Origin of the sequence: Dactylosporangium sp. NPDC049525 (genome assembly GCF_040676755.1) — a bacterium.
GTDB lineage: Bacteria > Actinomycetota > Actinomycetes > Mycobacteriales > Micromonosporaceae > Dactylosporangium.
This window is the reverse complement of sequence record NZ_JBFAPO010000032.1, coordinates 59,192-76,603: the sequence shown is the minus strand read 5'-3', so window position 1 is coordinate 76,603 and position 17,412 is coordinate 59,192. Positions and strand designations below refer to the sequence as shown.

Annotated in this window: 12 protein-coding genes; 4 read left to right on the top strand and 8 right to left on the bottom strand. The window is 74.3% G+C overall.

All coding sequences use genetic code 11. From position 1 onward, the window contains the following. Positions 1-6 precede the first annotated feature (6 nt). From AB0K00_RS35440 to AB0K00_RS35425, 4 genes are all read right to left on the bottom strand, one after another. Positions 7-4,521, bottom strand: coding sequence for an FtsK/SpoIIIE domain-containing protein (locus AB0K00_RS35440; protein WP_363529728.1), 4,515 nt, complete (start codon positions 4,519-4,521; stop codon positions 7-9). Further along, the gene (locus AB0K00_RS35435) at positions 4,518-5,726 is read right to left on the bottom strand and encodes a hypothetical protein (RefSeq protein ID WP_363529725.1); all 1,209 of its coding nucleotides are present in this window, start codon (positions 5,724-5,726) and stop codon (positions 4,518-4,520) included. Before AB0K00_RS35435 ends, AB0K00_RS35440 begins: the two co-directional genes overlap by 4 nt. Further along, positions 5,723-6,220, bottom strand: coding sequence for a sigma-70 family RNA polymerase sigma factor (locus AB0K00_RS35430; RefSeq protein WP_363529722.1), 498 nt, complete (start codon positions 6,218-6,220; stop codon positions 5,723-5,725). The genes AB0K00_RS35435 and AB0K00_RS35430 overlap by 4 nt, the downstream gene beginning before the upstream one ends. 208 nt (positions 6,221-6,428) lie before the next feature. Then, positions 6,429-7,271 carry a LysR family transcriptional regulator gene (locus AB0K00_RS35425; RefSeq protein WP_363529719.1) on the bottom strand — a complete coding sequence of 281 codons (843 nt, stop codon included), beginning with the start codon at positions 7,269-7,271 and terminating at the stop codon, positions 6,429-6,431. 71 nt (positions 7,272-7,342) lie between these two features. Between AB0K00_RS35425 and AB0K00_RS35420 the strand changes: the two genes are divergently transcribed. Together AB0K00_RS35420 and nhaA are read left to right on the top strand one after the other, a co-directional pair. Next, positions 7,343-8,584: an MFS transporter gene (locus AB0K00_RS35420; RefSeq protein WP_363529716.1), complete on the top strand. Its 1,242-nt coding sequence runs from the start codon at positions 7,343-7,345 to the stop codon at positions 8,582-8,584. 167 nt (positions 8,585-8,751) lie between these two features. Continuing rightward, positions 8,752-10,557: a Na+/H+ antiporter NhaA gene (gene nhaA / locus AB0K00_RS35415; protein ID WP_363529832.1), complete on the top strand. Its 1,806-nt coding sequence runs from the start codon at positions 8,752-8,754 to the stop codon at positions 10,555-10,557. A 34-nt stretch (positions 10,558-10,591) separates the two neighbouring features. Here nhaA and AB0K00_RS35410 read toward each other — a convergent pair whose 3' ends face one another. Both AB0K00_RS35410 and AB0K00_RS35405 read right to left on the bottom strand, forming a co-directional pair. Beyond that, positions 10,592-10,987, bottom strand: coding sequence for an SRPBCC family protein (locus tag AB0K00_RS35410; protein WP_363529713.1), 396 nt, complete (start codon positions 10,985-10,987; stop codon positions 10,592-10,594). Between the two features lie 74 nt (positions 10,988-11,061). Beyond that, positions 11,062-11,502, bottom strand: coding sequence for a hypothetical protein (locus tag AB0K00_RS35405; protein ID WP_363529710.1), 441 nt, complete (start codon positions 11,500-11,502; stop codon positions 11,062-11,064). 119 nt (positions 11,503-11,621) lie between these two features. Between AB0K00_RS35405 and AB0K00_RS35400 the strand changes: the two genes are divergently transcribed. After that, complete coding sequence (locus AB0K00_RS35400) at positions 11,622-12,182, top strand: hypothetical protein (RefSeq protein ID WP_363529707.1); 561 nt, start codon at positions 11,622-11,624, stop codon at positions 12,180-12,182. A 114-nt stretch (positions 12,183-12,296) separates the two neighbouring features. Beyond that, positions 12,297-15,488, top strand: a complete 3,192-nt coding sequence (locus AB0K00_RS35395; RefSeq protein WP_363529704.1) for an AAA family ATPase — start codon at positions 12,297-12,299, stop codon at positions 15,486-15,488. 47 nt (positions 15,489-15,535) lie between these two features. Here the strand turns inward: AB0K00_RS35395 and AB0K00_RS35390 are convergent, their stop codons facing one another. Both AB0K00_RS35390 and AB0K00_RS35385 read right to left on the bottom strand, forming a co-directional pair. Further along, positions 15,536-16,384 carry an ABC transporter permease gene (locus AB0K00_RS35390; RefSeq protein ID WP_363529701.1) on the bottom strand — a complete coding sequence of 283 codons (849 nt, stop codon included), beginning with the start codon at positions 16,382-16,384 and terminating at the stop codon, positions 15,536-15,538. Further along, positions 16,381-17,394: an ATP-binding cassette domain-containing protein gene (locus tag AB0K00_RS35385; RefSeq protein ID WP_363529698.1), complete on the bottom strand. Its 1,014-nt coding sequence runs from the start codon at positions 17,392-17,394 to the stop codon at positions 16,381-16,383. Before AB0K00_RS35385 ends, AB0K00_RS35390 begins: the two co-directional genes overlap by 4 nt. Positions 17,395-17,412: the final 18 nt, after the last annotated feature.

Below are 17,412 nucleotides of genomic sequence, written 5' to 3'. Positions count from 1 at the left end.
TTCTGATCAGCGCAGGACCGTCAGCGGCACCTGCACCGCGAGGGCCGTGCCGGCCGGGCCGGACGTGTAGGCGCGGCCGACCGGCGCGGCGCCGCGGACCTGGCTGGACGTGAGGCGGGCGCCGATCGCGTCGCCCTCGGTGACGGACCGGGGAGCCAGCAGCAGCCCGCGGCGGGCCCGGCGGGCCGCGGTGAGCCAGGCACCGAGGCCGATGGACAGCGCGTCGGCCGCGCCGGCGTAGACGATCGACTGCCCGTGGTCGCGGCCCGATGTCGCGACCGCCCGCAGCACCTTGTCCGCGGCGGGGGTGGTGAGCAGGTCGGCGTCGTCGACCAGTACCACCGCCGGAGCCCGCAACTCGGCGAGCGCTGCCTGCACGGCGTCGCTGCCCGGGTCCGGGTCAGTGAACAGCCGGACCTGCGCGTGCCGGGCCAGGGCCCGCAGCGGCGACTCCCGCGGGGTGAGGACGACCAGTCCGGTGCCGCCGGCGAGCAGCGACACGGCGAGGGTGGCCAGGACGTTGCTGCGGCCGGTGCCGGGCGGGCCGCCGACGTAGAACGCCGACGTGGCCGCGAGGTCGACGCCGAGCGCGGTGCCGTCGTCGCCGCCGACGCCGAGCAGCCCCCACATCGGGCGCCGCAGCGCCGCCGGGACCTGCTCGTAGGCGTCGGTGAACGCGACGCTCGACGGCAGCCCGGCGACCGTGAACGGCTTGCCGTCGGCGGCGGACGGGGCGGCAGCGGTGCCGATCCTGCGCAGGGCGGCGGCCTGGGCCTGGCCGCTGTCGTCGGGGTCCAGGAGCGCGACCTGCGTCTCGGTGCGTGACAGCACGTGCCAGCCGCGGCCGGCCGCGATCGTCGCCGGGACCTTGCTCGGCAGGATGCCGACGAGCTGGTAGTCGTTGCGGTCGGCCTGGCGCAGCAGCAGCTTGTGGTCGTTGTGCGCGGAGAGCCGCCCACCCAGCAGGGCCCGCTCGGAGGTGGCGATGACGTGGATGCCGGCGGCGGCGCCCTCCCGCACGACGCGGGTGATGTCGCCGAGGAGCCGGCCCTGGTCGTGCTCGTCGAGGACCGGGGCGAGGGCGTCCCAGCCGTCGATGAACAGCAGGATGTGCGGTGGCCGTTCCGCGGCCGGCACCCGGCGGCGCAGCTCGACGAGCCCGGCGCAGCTGAGCGCGGCGCAGCGCTCCTGCCGTTCGGTCAGCTCGCGGCTGAGCCGGCGCAGGAGCCGCTCGAGGCGTTCCATGTCGTGCCGGGACACGACCCCGCCGCAGTGTGGCAACGCCTCCAGGGCGGTGAGACCACCGCCGGCGGCGTCGATGCCGTACAGGTGCACGTCACGGACCTTGGTCCGCTGCGCGGCGGCGCCGGCGATGGTGCGCAGCACCTGGGTGCGGCCCGAGCGCGGCGCCCCGATCACGTAGAGGTGGCCGAACGTGCCGAGGTCGACGGTCGCGACCCGGCGCTGCTGCAGCTGCGGGACGTCCTCGAGGGCGTACGGGATCAGCGGCGGCACGCTCTCGTGCACCGCGCCCTCCCGCTGCACGGTCAGCTCCGGCAGCAGCACCCGGTCCTGCAGCGCCGGCAGCCACGGGCTCGGCTGCGCGACGAGATCGGCGAGGCCACCGGCGGCGGCGACCACCGCGGCGACGAACACCTGCAGGTCCGTCGGCACGAGCGCGGCCGGCGCGTGCGGGTCCACGTCGGGGGTGGGCAGGTCGACGGAGCGGCCGAGGCGCTGCCAGGACAGCTCCGCGGTGCGCAGCGGCGCCGCCGCGACCGGCGCGGCGCCGTCGGGGTGCCGGCCGGCGCCGACCCAGGCGGCCTGGAACGGCACCGTCGTGCGGTGCCCGGCCCGGACCAGGGCGCGACCGGGGTTGCCGGGTGAGATGGCGACGGCCTCGCCGGTGTCGATGATGTCCTGGCTCTCGACGGTGTCGGTGACCCGCAACGCGATCCGCAGGTTGGTGTTGGCCTTGATGTCGGGGGTGACCGCACCGGCGGGCCGCTGCGTGGCGAGGATCAGGTGGATGCCGAGGGACCGGCCGCGCTGCGCGATGCCGATCAGGCCGGGCACGAAGTCCGGCACCTCCCGCACGAGCGTGGCGAACTCGTCGATGACCAGCAGCAGCCGCGGCAGCCGGGGCAGCGACGGGTCCACGGCCCGCTTCGCGCGGTACGTGGGCAGGTCCTTGCTCTCGGCCTCGGCCAGGATCCGTTCCCGGCGGCGCAGCTCGGCGCCGAGGGACTCCATCGCGCGCTGGACGAGGTGCGCGTCGAGGTCGGTGACCATGCCCAGGGTGTGCGGCAGCTCGGCGCACTCCCGGAACGCGCTGCCGCCCTTGTAGTCGACGAGGACGAACGTCAGCTCGTCGGGCCGGTTCGCGGCGGCGAGCGACGCCACGAACGCCTGCAGCAGCTCCGACTTGCCCGAACCCGTGGTGCCGGCGACGAGCCCGTGCGGGCCGTCGCGGACCAGGTCCAGGGCGAGCGGGCCGTCGTAGCCGCGGCCGAGCATGAACGTGGTGCTCGCCGGGCGCCGCTCCCACCGCCGCAGCAGCTCCGCCGGGTCGGGTGGCTCGAGGTCCAGCAGGTCCAGCAGCCGCACCTCGCGGGGCAGCCCGGCGTCGTGTTCGGGGCTGACGTCGCGCAGCGGGGCGAGCGCGCGGGCCAGCCACTCGCACCAGTCGACGGCGACCAGGTCGGCGCGGATGCCGGTGAGGTCGGCGTTGCCGGTGCGGCGCAGCGTCACCGTCGTCGCGGCGGCCACCACGACCGCGGTGCACTCCTCCGGCAGGAGCCGTTGCTGCTCGTCGAGGCAGATGCTGAACAGCCGTACCCGGGGCCCGTCGGTGAGCAGCTGCACCACGCCCGGCACGTCCCGCAGCTGCCGGGCGCCGTCGAGGATGACGAGCACGTCCGGGTCGGTGAACATGGCCTTGCCCAGCGACGAGCCCAGCGCCCGCTGCCGCGCCTGCAACTGGGCGACGAGCTCGGCGACGCGGTTGGCGACGCTCTCCGGGTCGTTGCCGACGCTGACCGTCGGCCCGCCCCCACCGCCGGCCGGGCGCAGGTGCGGCAGCCAGCGGACCCAGCCCCAGCCGTCGCTGCGCTGCGGCTCGGTGAGCACCACGACCCGCAGGTCCCGGGGGCTGTGCAGCACGGCGCTCTGCGCGACGAACCACCGCGCCAGGGCCTGCACCGGCTCGGTCGGGCCGGCGACACCGACGACGCCGTATTCGGCGAGCTCGAGGCCGACCGGCACGTCGCGGATGTTCCAGCGCACCGAGCGGTGGTTCTCGTCGCGGCCCGGGTCGTCGATCTCCTTCACCGACGGCAGGTCCGCGGTGCCGAGCCGGACCAGCAGGTGGTCGGGGTCCCGCCGGCGCCGCTCCCACAGCCGCACCCCGGGGCCGGTCGCGACGAGGCCGAGGGTCGCCGGGTCGGGGCCGGTCACGCACCGCACGTGCCGTTCCTGCCGCACGGCGTCGTGGATCTCGCGCTGCAGGGAGTCCATCCGCAGCCGGTACCGCCGCCACTGGTCCTCGTGCTGTTTGCGGTTGCCGCGCCGCCCCACCATCCAGTTGGTGATCGCCATGACCGGCGTGAACAGGATAAACACCAGGTAGAAGTAGGACTTGAACACCCCGACGAGGACGAGGCCGAGCACGATCGGGGCGACGAGCATCAGCGCCGGGAACGGCTGCCGCGGCGGGCGGGTCGGCGGGTTCGGCAGCCGCACCCGCTCGGCGTCCAGGTGCGGCGCGATCCGCGGCGGTCGGTTGTAGTCCAGCCCGATCCCGTCGGCGGCGCCGGTGACTGCCGCGTCGGCGACCACGGGCGCGACGAGCCGCAGCAGCACCGGGCCGACGGCGAGGTCCGTGCCGGGCTCCCAGCGCCGGCCGTGCTCGTCGTCGTCCTGCGCATCCGGAACGGGTGGCCGCTCGACCCCGTCGAGGGTCAGTCCGGTGTCGGGGTCGAACGCGTACGGCGGCTCGACGACGGCGGGGCGGACCTCGCCTTCTTCTTTGGGATCCTGGTGCCAGGTCGCGGTGCCCCGGGTCGACACGGTCACCCAGAGTCCGCTGGTCGGGGCGTCGGGGCCGTCGACGCGGATCGCGCAGTGTTCGGCGGTGCCAACCTCCCAGCTGCCGGCGGTCAGCAGGAAGCTGCGGCCGGAAGCCGGACCGGACACGACGTGGAGCTCGGCGAGGACGGGGCCGGCGTCCTGCGCCGCGACGCGGACCTGTTCCCGCTGCCGGACGGGCCGGCCGAGGCCGAGGACCGCGCCGGATCGGATGCCGGAGCCGTGGACCGCGGCGGTGAGCGGCACCTCGGTGTTGTCGAGGTACACCTTTCTCGCGGGACCGGCGCCGGCGAGGAACCTGCCGGGACCGCCGTCGTCGGCGGGCCGGTCGAGGGCGGCGCTGAGCTCGGCGACGGTGCACCCGCCGGGCAGGTCGACGAGGTGGTCGCGGCGGGTGCCGTCGATGCCGTCGACGGTGCTGAGGGTGAGGTTCACGACGCTTCGCCTCTCGTGCCTGCCCGGGTGGGTTCGCCGGAGCCGGCGGAGACGCCGAGGGCGGCGGGCTCGGGTTCGCCGAACTCGTCCTCGCCGGGGTCGTTGACCGGGGGCGCGCCGGCGTGGGCGGCGGCCCGCCGGCTCGGTGCCGGTGGCGGGGTCGGCGCGGCCGGGGCGCTTCGGGTGCTCGGCGCCGTCTCGGCAGTCTCGGCGGTCTCCTCCTCCTCGGTCGGCGCGGCGGGGGCGGTCCGGCGCGGCGGGAGGTTGTCGAGGGAGGCGACGAACGCGTCCTCGTCGAGGGCCGGGCCGGTCGCCGCTCGGCGAGGCGCCGGCGGGATCGTGCCCAGGGTGCGGGCGACCGACCTCGGCAGCGGCGTGACGTCGAGGACGAGGGGCGTGCCGAGCGGGCGCACGAGACCGGTGCGGTCCGCGACGAGGAGCCTCACATGGCCGCGTGCCCCGCCCAGCTGGACGGTGCGCAGGCCGGGGCGGATGTCGTCCGGCTCCCCGGCGCAGATCAGGAACTCGGTGGCCGGGGTCACCGCCGTACCGTCGAAGCGGGCATGCACGCCGGGTCCGATGGTGACGGCGCCGTCCGGTTGGCGGGCCTCGAGCTGGGCGGCGACCGACTGGACGAGGGCCCGGCCGGTGCGCTCGTCGCCAGTGGTGGCGTGGGTGGCGGGACCGGCGGCCAGGTCGAGGAAGACGGCACCGCCGCGGGTGTCCTCCACCCCGGCCGCGACGAGCACCGGGCCGGCGCCACCGGTCGCGGCCGGGTCGAGCGGCGTCCACCACAGCAACGGGTCGTCGTCGTCGACCGTCCAGGTCTCGTCGTCCGTGGGCGGGTCGGGTGTGCCGGTCAGGTACACGCCGACCGAACCGCCCGCGACGATCGCCGCGTAGGGCTGCCGGCCGGGTGCGGGGACCTCGCGCATGGCGGTCTCGACCGCCGACCAGGTCTGCGGGTCGGCGAGGAGGCGGCGCAGGAGCCGCAGCCGCCGCCGGTACCGCCACCATCTGCGCACCGGACGGGCGAACGCCGCCGCGGTCTTCCTGACCTCGCGGGCGAAGCGGCGTCGCACGACCCGCCAGCCGCCGGCCCGGCGCACGGAGCGTTGCAGCAGGACCAGGGCGAGGACGAGCAGGCCGAGGCCGCCGAGCAGGGCGCTGATCGGGCCGCGCTGCGCGGAGAGGAAGGACATCATGCGGCCTCCCCGAGGGCGACGCGCATGGCGCGCAGGGCGTGGTGGGTGCGGGACTTCACGGTGCCGCGGGGGATGCCGAGGGCGTGCGCGGTGTCGTCGCCGCCGCGGCCGAGCAGGTGGACGTGGAGCAGGATCTCCCGGTGCTGCGCCGGCAGCTGCCGCAGGCCGTGGAGCAGGAGGTGCCGGTCGGCGACGGTCTCGGCCAGGTCGCTGCGGTCGGCGCGTTCGGGGAACAGGTCGGCGGCGATGCCGATCGGCACGCTGCGGTCCTTGCGCCAGGCGTCGACGACGAGGTTGCGCGCGATCCGGAACAGCCACTGCCGGATCGGGCGCTCGGCCCAGTCGAGCTGGTCGGCGTGCTGCCAGGCGCGCAGGAGGGTCTCCTGGACGATGTCCTCGGCCTGGTGCAGGTCGGGGGAGACCAGCCTGGTCACGTAACGGTGCAGGGCGGCGCGCTGGTCGCCGAGGTCGCGGGCGGCATCGGCAGAACTCACGTTGGGCGCAGCCTCTCGGTGCATCGTTCGGAACGCCCTGTCGTCGTTCGTTGGGCGCTTCCGTGCCCCACACTGGCAGCGCTGGGTTGCCTACAGGTAGCGCACGGTGAACGGGGCATGTCCGTTCATCAACCGGGCGCGCGGTTTGTGGGGCTTTTCGGAATCGTTATCGTTCGACGTCTCGATGACCACCCGCCCGGCGCGGACCTCAGATCGTGCGGCGCAGCGCGGTCTCCACGGCGTCGACCAGCGGGTCGCCTTCGGTCCGTGGGTGCCGGGCGAGGCCGAGCTCGATGTCCGGCAGGGTGGGCAGGGCGTCCGGGTCGTGGCAGGCCATCGCCGGTTCGAGGTTCGCGGGCATGAGCGCCGCGACGCCGAGGCCGGCCCGGACCGCGGCGAGCACACCGACCAGGCTGTTGCTCTCGAACGCCACCCGCCAGGGCCGGCCGGCGCGCTCCAGGGTCTCCAGCGCCGCCGTGCGGAACGAGCACGGGTCGGAGAACAGCACCACCGGCAGCGGGTCGGCGGCCACGTCCACGCCCTGGCCGATCGCCCAGACCAGCGGGCGGCGCACCGTCCAGCGCGGCGGCCCGGGGACGTCCGGCACCTCGTCCAGGACGAGGTGGACGCGGCCCGCGTCATACGCGTCCCGCATCGCGGCCTTGGAGACGCTGAGCACCTCCAGCGTCGCGCCGGGGTGCAGCCGGGCGAGGTCGGCGAGGGCCTGTGGCAGCTGGGCCGCGGCAAGGTCCTCGAGCAGCCCGACGCCGCAGTGGCCGGTGAGCGCGCGCCCGGTCTCGGTGAGCGCCTGTGCGGCGAGGGAGAGCATGCGGTCGGCGTACGGCAGCAGCTCCTCGCCCGCACGGGTCGGCAGGACGCCGGACGGTGACCGGTGCAGCAGCGGACGGCCGACGACGCCTTCGAGCTTGCGCAGCTGCTGGCTGAGGGCAGGCTGGGTGTGGCCGAGCACGGTCGCGGCGCGGCTGATGCTGCCCGCCCGCACGGCGGTGACGAACGACCGCAGCAGGACGAGCTCAAGATCCCGGGCCATAAGAATTCATTATGCCAGACCCAACAAGATTGCCGGTTCCTATGAGCCGGACATTCATCTAGCGTCGGTAGGTGACCACGTACCGGCAGGTGCTCGCCGTGCCAGGGATGGCGTCCCTGCTGGGCGTGTCGCTGCTCGCCCGCACCGCGATCACGGCCGACGTGACGGCGCTGACCATGTACGTCGTGCTGGGCCTCGACCTGAGCTACGCGGCGGCGGGCGGCGTCGTGGCGGCGCTGACCGCCGGGGTGGCGGTGGGCGGGCCGCTGCTCGGCCGCATGATCGACCGCCGGGGCGTGCGGACCGTGCTGCTGGCGACCGTCGCGGCGCAGATCGCGTTCTGGCTGAGCGTGCCGGTCCTGCCGTACGCAGCCCTGCTGTGCGCCGCCGTCGCGGCGGGTCTGCTCATGGTGCCCGCCCAGTCGGTGACCAGGCAGGCGATCGCCGCGATGACGACGGCGGCACAGCGCCGGGCGGCGTTCGCGCTGGAGTCGGTGCAGGGCGAGCTGTCCTACATCATCGGCCCGGCGGTGGTCATCGTGTGCGCGGCGAAGACGTCCCCAGGTGTGGTGGCGTGGGCGGTCGGCGCCGCAATCGCGGCCGGCGGCGCCGGGATCGCCTGGCTCAACCCGCCGGTGCGAGCCGAGGCCGAGAGCGACGCCGGCACCGCCGTACGACCCCCTCGCCGGCAGTGGCTGGACGCCCGCATGATCGCCGTGCTGACGATGGCGTTCGGCACCACGACGCTGCTCAGCGGCGTCGACCTCGCCATCGTCGCCACGCTCACCACAGCGGATCAGGTGTCCTGGGCCGCCGTCGTCGTCGCGGTGCTCGGGGTGGCATCCGTCGCCGGCGGGCTGCTGTACGGCGCGCTGTCCCGGCCGCTGCCCACGTGGCTGCTGCTCGGCCTGCTCGGGCTCGTGACGATCCCCGCCGGGCTCGCCCGCGACTGGCCCTGGTTGTGCGTGGCCGTCGTCGGCGCCGGGCTGCTCACCGCGCCGACCCTGTCCACGGTGGCGGACGCGGTGAGCCGGCTGGCGCCGCCCGCCGTGCGGGGTGAGGCGACGGGCCTGCAGTCCTCGGCGCAGAGCGCCGGGTTCGCCCTCGGCGCCCCGGTCGTCGGGGTGGCGATCGACCTCTCCGCCCCGGCGGGCGGCTTCGCGGCGGCCGGGCTGGCCGCGCTCGCCGCCGCGCTGATCGGACACCTGCTGTCCCGCCGCGCACCCACCCGGATACCGATTGCGCGCACCGATCCCGGCCGCGCGGGGCCACCGGACCTCGCGCCGAGCGGGGCCGACGCCGGCCGTGTCTAGTGGATCATGATGCGGGATGATGCGCAGCGTCATGATCCACGAGGCGCGGCCTAAGCTTGCGGGCTATGGCTGCACCTGCGCCGTCCAGCCCCGGGTCCTCCGTCCCGGGGATCCCCGGGCCGATCACCACGTGGAGGCGCGACGTCACCGCGCCACTGCGCTCGTTCATGCGCACCGAGTCCGGCAGCGCCGGCGTGCTTGTCGCAGCCATTGTCGCCGCGCTCGTGTGGGCCAACGTCGACCTCCGCTCGTACGAGGCGCTCTGGCACACCGAGTTCTCCCTGCGGCTCGGCGGCATGGAGCTCACCCGCGACCTGCGCGACTGGGTCAACAGCGGCCTCATGACCCTGTTCTTCCTGGTCGTCGGCCTGGAGGCGCGGCGCGAGTTCGACCTCGGCGACCTGCGCGACCGCCGCCGCTTCCTGCTGCCGCTCGCCGCCGGGGTCACCGGCATGCTCATCCCGGTCGCGATCTTCCTCGCGTTCAACGGCGGCGGCCCCGGCACGCACGGCTGGGGCGTCGCCATGTCCACCGACACCGCCCTCGCCCTCGGCCTGCTCGCGCTCCTCGGCCGTGGCGTGCCGGAGCAGGCCCGGGTCTTCCTCCTCACCGTCTTCGTCGTCGACGACATCATCGCCCTCGTCGTGATCGCCGTCGCGTACTCCGAGCACGTCAGGATGATGCCCCTCGTGCTGGCCATCGCCGTCTTCGGCGCGCTGCTCGGCCTGCGCGCCCTCGGCGTGCGCCGCGGCGCCTTCTTCGCCCCGCTCTGCATCCTGTTGTGGCTGCTGTTGCTGGAGAGCGGCGTCGACCCCGTCGTGGCCGGCCTCGCGATCGGCCTGACCGCCACCGCGTACTCGCCGGCCCGTGGTGCGCTGGAGGTCGCCAGCGGGCTGTTCAAGCTCTTCCGCGAGCAGCCGACCGCCGAACTCGCCCGGTCCGCGACCCTCGGCCTCACCCAGACGCTGTCGCCGAACGACCGCCTCCAGCGCCTGTACCACCCCTGGACCAGCTATCTGATCGTCCCGCTCTTCGGCCTGGCCAATGCGGGCATCGTCATCGACAGCAGCTTCCTCGCCCGCGCTTTCACCTCACCGATCACCCTGGGCATCCTGGCCGCCTACGTCGTCGGCAAACCGATCGCGGTCGTCGGCGTGTCCTGGCTGCTCAACCGCGTCACGGGGGGCCGTATCCGGCCCGCCGTGGGATGGGCCGCCGTCCTCGGCAGCGGCACGATCGCCGGCATCGGGTTCACCGTCTCGCTGCTGATCGCCAGCCTCGCGTTCGAGGGCCAGGAACTCGCCGAGGCAAAGCTCGGCGTCCTGGCCGCCGCCGTCCTCGCCTCGCTGTTCACCTGGCTGGTGTACCGCATGACGGCCCGCCTGCCGAAGCACAAGCGGGCCGTAGCGCTCCTCGGGGCCGCGGACCAACTGGTGGACCTCATCCCACCCGTCGATCCGGAACAGGATCACGTCCGCGGCGCCGAGACAGCTTCGGTGACCGTCGTCGAGTACGGCGACTTCCAGTGCCCGTACTGCGGCCAGGCCGAGCCGATCGTCCGCGAGCTGCTCACCGACACCGACCTGCGGTACGTCTGGCGCCACCTGCCCCTCACCGACGTCCACCCGCAGGCCCAGCTCGCCGCGGAGGCCGCCGAGGCCGCCGCCGAGCAGGGCGCGTTCTGGCAGATGCACGACCTGCTGCTGGCGCACCAGGACGAGCTCAGGCCCATGGACCTTCTGCAGTACGCGGGGGAGCTCGATCTCGACCAGGACCGCTTCCACGACGACCTGCGCCGGCACGTCCACGCGTCACGGGTCGCGCAGGACCTGGAGTCGGCCGACCTCAGCGGCGTCAGCGGCACCCCGACGTTCTTCATCAACGGCCAGCGCCACTACGGCGCCTACGACATCGCCACCCTGACCGAGGCCGTCAAGACCGCCCGCGCACGCGCCCACATCGCCGCCCGTTGAGGCTTTCTCCCCTCGGACCAGGGCTTCTCTGGTTTCAGACCAGGGCGTCGACTCCGGCCTGCATCAGCTCGCCCATCGTTTCGGTCACCATCGTCTCGGGCGCGCCGGCCGGCTCGAACCGGGCATCCCACGTGATCAGCGACCCGCCGGCCGGGTCTTCGCGCACGGTGAGGACCGCCTCGTGGTTCTTGACCGGCATGTCTCCGCCCACGAGCTGGTACCGGACGCTGTGCCTGGTCTGTTCCAGAAGGTGCTCGGCGGCGGTGCCCCCGTCCCGCAGCTTCAGGACGCGGGTGCCGGGATGGTCCGGGTCCTGCGCCGACTCCAGGACGTCGGGCAGCCAGGCGTCGACCGCGTAGAAGTCGGCGAGCGGCACGAAAACCTCGTCGGGCGTACGTATGGACCGGGCTTCACGATGGATCGTCACCATGGCGTCTTGCCCTGCCCAGTCCGCCGGCGATCAACCCCGCGGCCTCGGCTCGACCTGCGACGGCCTCGGCCGGGTCAGGCCTGGTCGAGCAGATAGCCGCTCGGCCCCCAGCTGACCTTCCAGTCCTCGTAGACGCCGAGCAGCCCGCAGGCCAGGCACCGCAGCCCGACGAACACCCACCGCACGTCCCGGGTGCCGTCCTGCTCATCCGGCTCCCGCAACGAGAATCCGGCCGCCGCGGCGAACGCCTCCTCCCCGCAGAGGCAGGCGCAGGACGCGACCTCGGCGTCGTCCCACCACTCGACGCTGTCGGCGATGAACACCTGCTGCCCGCAGTCCAGGCAGGTGCGCCGCACGGCGGACGTGATCGCCGCGACCTGCACCTCGAACCGCCGCCCGTCGCACGACCGGCAGATGCACTCCCGCACCACGTCGACCGGATAGCCATCCGGCACGGGCCGCTGCAGGAACGCGGCCAGATCCTCGAACGAGGCTCCGTGGACAGGGGCGGTCATGCGGCACCTCCAACGAACGCAAGTGCCGCCGAGCCTAATGCTTTCGCCGCGGACGATGGCGGAGCCGGCCCGGGGGGCACGGGACGGTGCACGGCACGGATCGATGGCACGATGGCCGGGTGTCGCATCGACGAGTGGCTCTCGCCGTGGGCGCGTTCGCGCTGACCTTCGCCGCGCTCGCCGTCACCGCGCTGGTGATCGAGCGGATCGAACCGGCTGCCGCGCCGGCGCCGGCGGCCTCGAAGCCGCTGCTGTTCGCCTGCGCCGTGCCGGGGGGAGTGGACGACGGCTACTGCGGCCGCGTGGTCGGCGACCATCGCCGCCGCACCGCCGTCACCGACCAGACCCGCGCCGACCTCAGCGACGCGGCGGGAGACGTCGACGCCCTGCTCAACCCCCCGCCGACGTGCCGCGCGGAGCAGACGACACCCGGCGGACCGGCCAGGCAGGTGTGCGACCGGGTGCTGCCCGACCCGGCGGTCCTGCTTGCCCGGCTCGACGACGCCGGGTTCACCGGCGCCGTCATCCGCCCGGCCCGCGACAGCGATCCGGCGCCCCAGGGTTCGCTCTTCTACGCGGTCCCGCTCCGCGGGGCGTGCATCATCGGCGCCGTCACCGGCCTTCCCAACCGAGTGAGCAGCCGGATCGCAGGAACGCTGGAAACCGGCAACTGCGCGTGAAGGCCGGGCGCCGCAGCCGCGTCCGATGAACGCGGTCGGAGTTCCACCTGCCGATCGTCCTGTGAGCGGTGCCGGTGCACAGGTCGGCGGCCGGTTCGCTACGGTAGCTGGGTCATGGAGCCGCGGATCGGCGAGCGCATCATCGGGCGGGATCACCCCGCGGGCCTGCTGCGCGCCGCGGTCGACCGGGCCGTCGCCAGCCACGGTGGTCTGGTCCTCGTGGCCGGTGAGCCGGGCATCGGCAAGACCACACTCGTCACGGCCGCGGCCGACGAGGCGCGGCAGCGGGGCGCGCTGGTGCTGGGCGCCGCCTGCTGGGATTCCGACAGCGCGCCCGGCTACTGGCCGTGGGTGCAGGTGATGCGAGGGCTGCGCCGCTCCGCCGAGGACTGGGACCTCGCCCGGGAGTCGGCCGAGCCCGGACTGCGGGTCCTGCTCGGCGAGGGAGCCACAGAACGGGCCGGCAGCGAGAAGGCGACCGGCGGCGTCCAAGGCGACGGCGACCACGAGGCGTTCGCGCTCTACGACGCCGTGACCACCGCGCTGGTCTCGGTGTCCCAGCGCCGGCCCGTCATCGTCGTCCTCGACGACCTGCACTGGGCCGACCCGGCATCCATGCGCCTGCTGCGGTTCGCCACCCAGCACACCTGGTTCGAACGGCTGCTGGTGATCGGCACCTACCGCGACGCCGAGGTCGAGTCGGCCGACCACCGGCTGCACCCGCTGCTGATGCCGCTGACCGCGAAGGCCACCACCGTCACCCTCACCGGCCTGTCCCGGGCCGAGGTCGGTGCGCTGATCAGCCGCACGGCCGGCCGGGAACCCGACCCGGAACTGCTCAGCGAGGTGCACCGGCGTACCGGCGGCAACCCGTTCTTCGTCGAGCAGACCGCCCGGCTGTGGCGCGCCGGCGGCCCGGTCACCACGATCGCCCCCGGCGTCCGGCAGGCCGTGCAGCGCCGCCTGGCCGAGCTGCCCGCCGCGGTCGTCGAAGCGCTCACCGTCGCCGCCGTGCTGGGCCGGGAGTTCCACCGCCAGGTCCTCGCCGCCTGCCTGCCCGGCCCGGTCGCGCAGGTCGACCGGCTCCTGGACCGGGCGGTGACGGCGCGGCTCGTGGTCACCCGCGGCGAGGGCAGGTTCGCGTTCGCCCACGACCTGGTCCGCGAGACGCTGTACGACGCGCTGCCCGACGACGACCGGCGGGCCCGGCACGCCGCGGTCGTGCGCGCCGTCGACCTGTCCGACGCCCTTGCCGAGCGGCTGATCCCGGCCGACCTGGCCCGCCACGCCTGGCTGGCCGGTGCCGCCCTCGAGGCGTCCCGCGCCGCCGACCTGCTCGCCGCCGCTGCCAAGGACGCGGCGCGGCGGCTGGCCTCGGAGGAGGCGGTGGTGCACTTCCGCCGCGCGTTGGAGGTCACCGGGGACCCGGCCCAGCGGGTCAGGACGATGATCGACCTCGGACGGCACCTGTATCACCACGGCGACCGGGCCGAGGCCGAACGCCTGCTCGCCGATGCCGGGACGCTCGCGCTCACCCTCGACGACCCGGTGCTGCTGGCCCGGGTCGCGCACACCGTGTACCGGCAGACGAGCGTCACGGTCGACTCGGCCGACCCGGCGGAGCTGCTGCGCGAGGCGCACCGGCGGCTCATCGGCGAGCCGGACGCCACCGCGCCGCTCACCGTGCTCGCCGCCGACCTCATCACCGCCACCGAGACGATCGCCCGCCGCGGCCACGACGACGAGACCCTCACCTTCAGCCTCTGGGCGCGCCACGACACCACCTGGGGCATGGGCACGGCCGCCGACCGGGCGACGCTCACCGCCGAGATCCGTGACGTGGCGCGGCGCACCGGCGACCTGGAGACCGAACTGTGGGCGACGTCGCTGCGCTGGGTCGCCCTGGTGGAGCTCGGCGACCCCGCGTACTACAAGGAGCTGACCGCGTTCGTGGCCGGCGGCAGGGACAGCGCCGCCGCCGGGTACCGGATGGCGGCGGCGATCGACGGCGGCATCATCGCCTCGTTCCGGGGCGACTTCGCCGAGGCCGGCAAGCTCTTCGCCGAGCTGGACGACCTCGGCGCAGGTGAGCACTCCGACCACATGTTCCTGAGCGTGCAGGTGCGCTGGTCGTGGCTGACGCTGCAGGGCAGGTTCGCCGAGGCCGACGCGGTCCTGGAGCGGATGAGCACGTCCGAGGGGAACCTCGGAGACCTGCTGCGGGCCATCACCGCCGCCGAGCGCGGCGACACCGAGACCGCCATCCGGTTGACCACCGGCATCGAGGCGTCCGGCGAGACGTTCACCCGGGCCGTCTCACCGCTGTGGCACCGCCTCCAGGCACAGGTGGCCGCGGCGACCGGCGACGCGCAGCGCTGTGCACAGATCCGCGGGACGCTGCACCCGTACCGCGGGAAATGGATCGTCGCGCTCTTCGGCTGTGACGTCAGCGGCCCGGTGGACTACTGGCTGGCGGTGGTCGACCTGGCGCAGCGGCGCTGGGCCGACGCCGTCGACGGCTTCCGCGCGGCCCGCGACGGCGCCGACCGGATGGGCTCGCAACCCTGGTCGCTGCTCGCTCGCGCCGGCCTGGTGGACGCGCTGACCGGCCGCGGACAGCCGGGGGACGCGGCCGCGGCGGCCGAGGAACGCGCCGCCGTCGTGCCCGTGGCCCGCGCCGTGGGCATGGAACAGGTGCTGGACCGGCTCAACGCGGCGCCCGGTCAGGATCCGTCGGCCGGCCAGGAACCGGTGGCCGACGACTACGAGTTCCGCCGCGACGGGCCGGTCTGGCAGCTCACCTACGCCGGCACGGTCGTGCACCTGCCGGACGCCAAAGGCCTGCACGACCTCCGGCTGCTGCTGAGCCGCCCGGGCACCGACGTGCCGGCCGCCGAACTGCTGGACCCGGCCGCCGGGCCGGAACTCGCCGCCGCCCACCGGCTCGGCGGCGATCCCGTGCTCGACGACGAGGCCAAGCTGCGCTACCGGCGGCACCTGGACCGGCTCGACGAGGAGATCGACCGCGCCGCCGCCCGCAGCGACGGGGCCCGGCTCGCCGCCCTCGACGCCGAACGCGCGGCGCTGCTGGACCAGCTGCGGGCCGCGGCCGGGCTGGCCGGCCGCAGCCGCCGCCTCGGCGACGACGCCGAACGTGCCCGCAAGACCGTGACCGCCCGCATCCGCGACACGCTGCGCCGCCTCGACGGGCGGCACCCGGCCCTCGCCGCCCACCTGCGCGACACCGTCAACACCGGCAGCACCTGCGGCTACCACCCGGCCGAACGCCTGCCCTGGCGCCTGTAACAGCGCGCCAGGGCAGAAGCCGGAGCAGTCGACGCCGGCAAGGACGGTCAGCGGCGGTTGTACCGGCGCATCGTCAGCGTGCCGAAGACCACCAGGAACCCGGCGCTCCACAGCAGCACCCACATCAGGTTCGTCGTGTCGGACGACCCGGCCATCACCGCCCGCACCGACGCCACGAGGTGGGTGATCGGGTTGGCCTTCACGAACGCCTGCAGCCAGCCCGGCATCGTGACCGGGTTGACGAACACGTTGCTCAGGAACGTCAGCGGGAACAGCACCATCATGCTGACCCCCATCACCGACTTCTCGCTGCGCAGCACCAGCCCGAAGAATGTCCACACCCAGGAGAACGCGAACGAGAAGATCACCAGCAGGCCGATCCCGGCCAGCACGCCGAGCAGCCCGCCGCCGGGCCGGAACCCGAGGACCAGCCCCACCCCGAGGATGACCAGCGCGCCGAGGACGTAGCGCAGCACGTCGCCCAGGATCATGCCGACCAGCGCGGCCGGCCGCCAGATCGGCAGCGTCCGGAACCGGTCGAAGACGCCCTTCTCGATGTCGGTGTTCAACCCGACGCCGGTGTACATGGTGATCATCACGACGCTCGTCACCATGATCCCCGGCAGGAAGAACTGCAGGTACTCCCGCGGGCTGCCGGCGAGCGCGCCACCGAACAGGTACGTGAACATCAGCACCATGATGATCGGGAACGCCGTGACGTCGAACAGCTGCTCCGGCACGTGCTTGATCTTCAGCATCGCCCGCCAGCCGAAGGTGAGCGACGCCGACAGCGCGGTCGGTCTCGGCGGCCGCGCCCCAGGCGCGAGGACCGTGGCAAGGGCCTCCGCCGACGGCACGTACAGAGCGGGCGGACGGTCAGTGGTGACGTCAGTCATCGGGCCTTCTCCATCTGCTCGTCCCGCTCGCCGGCCTCGACGGCGGGGTGGTCGGTCAGGGCCAGGAACACCTCGTCCAGGCTCGGCTGGCCGAGCGAGAAGTCGTCCACGACGATGCCGGCGCGGGCGAGGTTGCCCAGGGCGAGCGCGGCCTGCTCACCGGCGTCGAGGTCGGTGCCGGCCCCGCCGACCCGGGCGGTCATCGCCACCGGGTCCGGTTCCAGCTGGACCGGCACGCCCAGCGCGTCGCGCAGCACCCGCTCGGCATCGTCGCGCCGTGCCGGATCCCGCAACCGCACGTGGACGGTGCCGGAGCCCACCGACGACTTCAGCTCGCCCGGCGTGCCCTCCGCGATCACCCTGCCGTGGTCCACGACCGCGATCCGCCCGGCGAGCTGGTCCGCCTCGTCCAGGTACTGCGTGGTCAGCAGCACCGTCGTTCCGTGTGCCACCACCGCCCTGATGATCTCCCACACCTGGTTGCGGCTGCGTGGATCCAGCCCCGTCGTCGGCTCGTCCAGGAACAGCAGGTCCGGCGTGCTGAGGATGCTCGCCGCGATATCGATGCGCCGCCGCATCCCGCCGGAGTACTTCTTGACCTGCCGTCCCGCCGCGTCGGTCAGGCCGAACGCGGCCAGCAGCGCGTCGGCCCGACCCCGGGCGGCCGGCCGGCCCAGCCCGAGCAGCCGGCCGAGCAGGACCAGGTTCTCCGCGCCGGTCAGGTCCTCATCCACCGAGGCGTACTGCCCGGTCAGGCTGACCCGCGCCCGGACCGCGTCGGCATCGGTCACCACGTCGTGGCCGAAGACCCTGGCCTGCCCGCCGTCGGGGCGCAGCAGCGTGGCAAGGACCCGCACCGTCGTGGTCTTGCCCGCGCCGTTCGGCCCGAGCAGCCCGTACACGGTGCCGGTGGGGATCTGCAGATCGATGCCGTCCAGGGCACGGGTGTCCCCGAACGACCGGGTCAGGCCGACCGCCTCGACGGCCGGCCCGGTGGTGCGTCTGCTCATGTGACTGCAACCTCTCGT

Coding starts and splice junctions, on each gene's coding strand:
- nhaA (WP_363529832.1), top strand. CDS start 8,752: ATGCGCACCGAGTCCGGCAGCGCCGGCGTGCTTGTCGCAGCCATTGTC.
- AB0K00_RS35385 (WP_363529698.1), bottom strand. CDS start 17,394: ATGAGCAGACGCACCACCGGGCCGGCCGTCGAGGCGGTCGGCCTGACC.
- AB0K00_RS35435 (WP_363529725.1), bottom strand. CDS start 5,726: ATGATGTCCTTCCTCTCCGCGCAGCGCGGCCCGATCAGCGCCCTGCTC.
- AB0K00_RS35405 (WP_363529710.1), bottom strand. CDS start 11,502: ATGACCGCCCCTGTCCACGGAGCCTCGTTCGAGGATCTGGCCGCGTTC.
- AB0K00_RS35390 (WP_363529701.1), bottom strand. CDS start 16,384: ATGACTGACGTCACCACTGACCGTCCGCCCGCTCTGTACGTGCCGTCG.
- AB0K00_RS35425 (WP_363529719.1), bottom strand. CDS start 7,271: ATGGCCCGGGATCTTGAGCTCGTCCTGCTGCGGTCGTTCGTCACCGCC.
- AB0K00_RS35410 (WP_363529713.1), bottom strand. CDS start 10,987: ATGGTGACGATCCATCGTGAAGCCCGGTCCATACGTACGCCCGACGAG.
- AB0K00_RS35395 (WP_363529704.1), top strand. CDS start 12,297: ATGGAGCCGCGGATCGGCGAGCGCATCATCGGGCGGGATCACCCCGCG.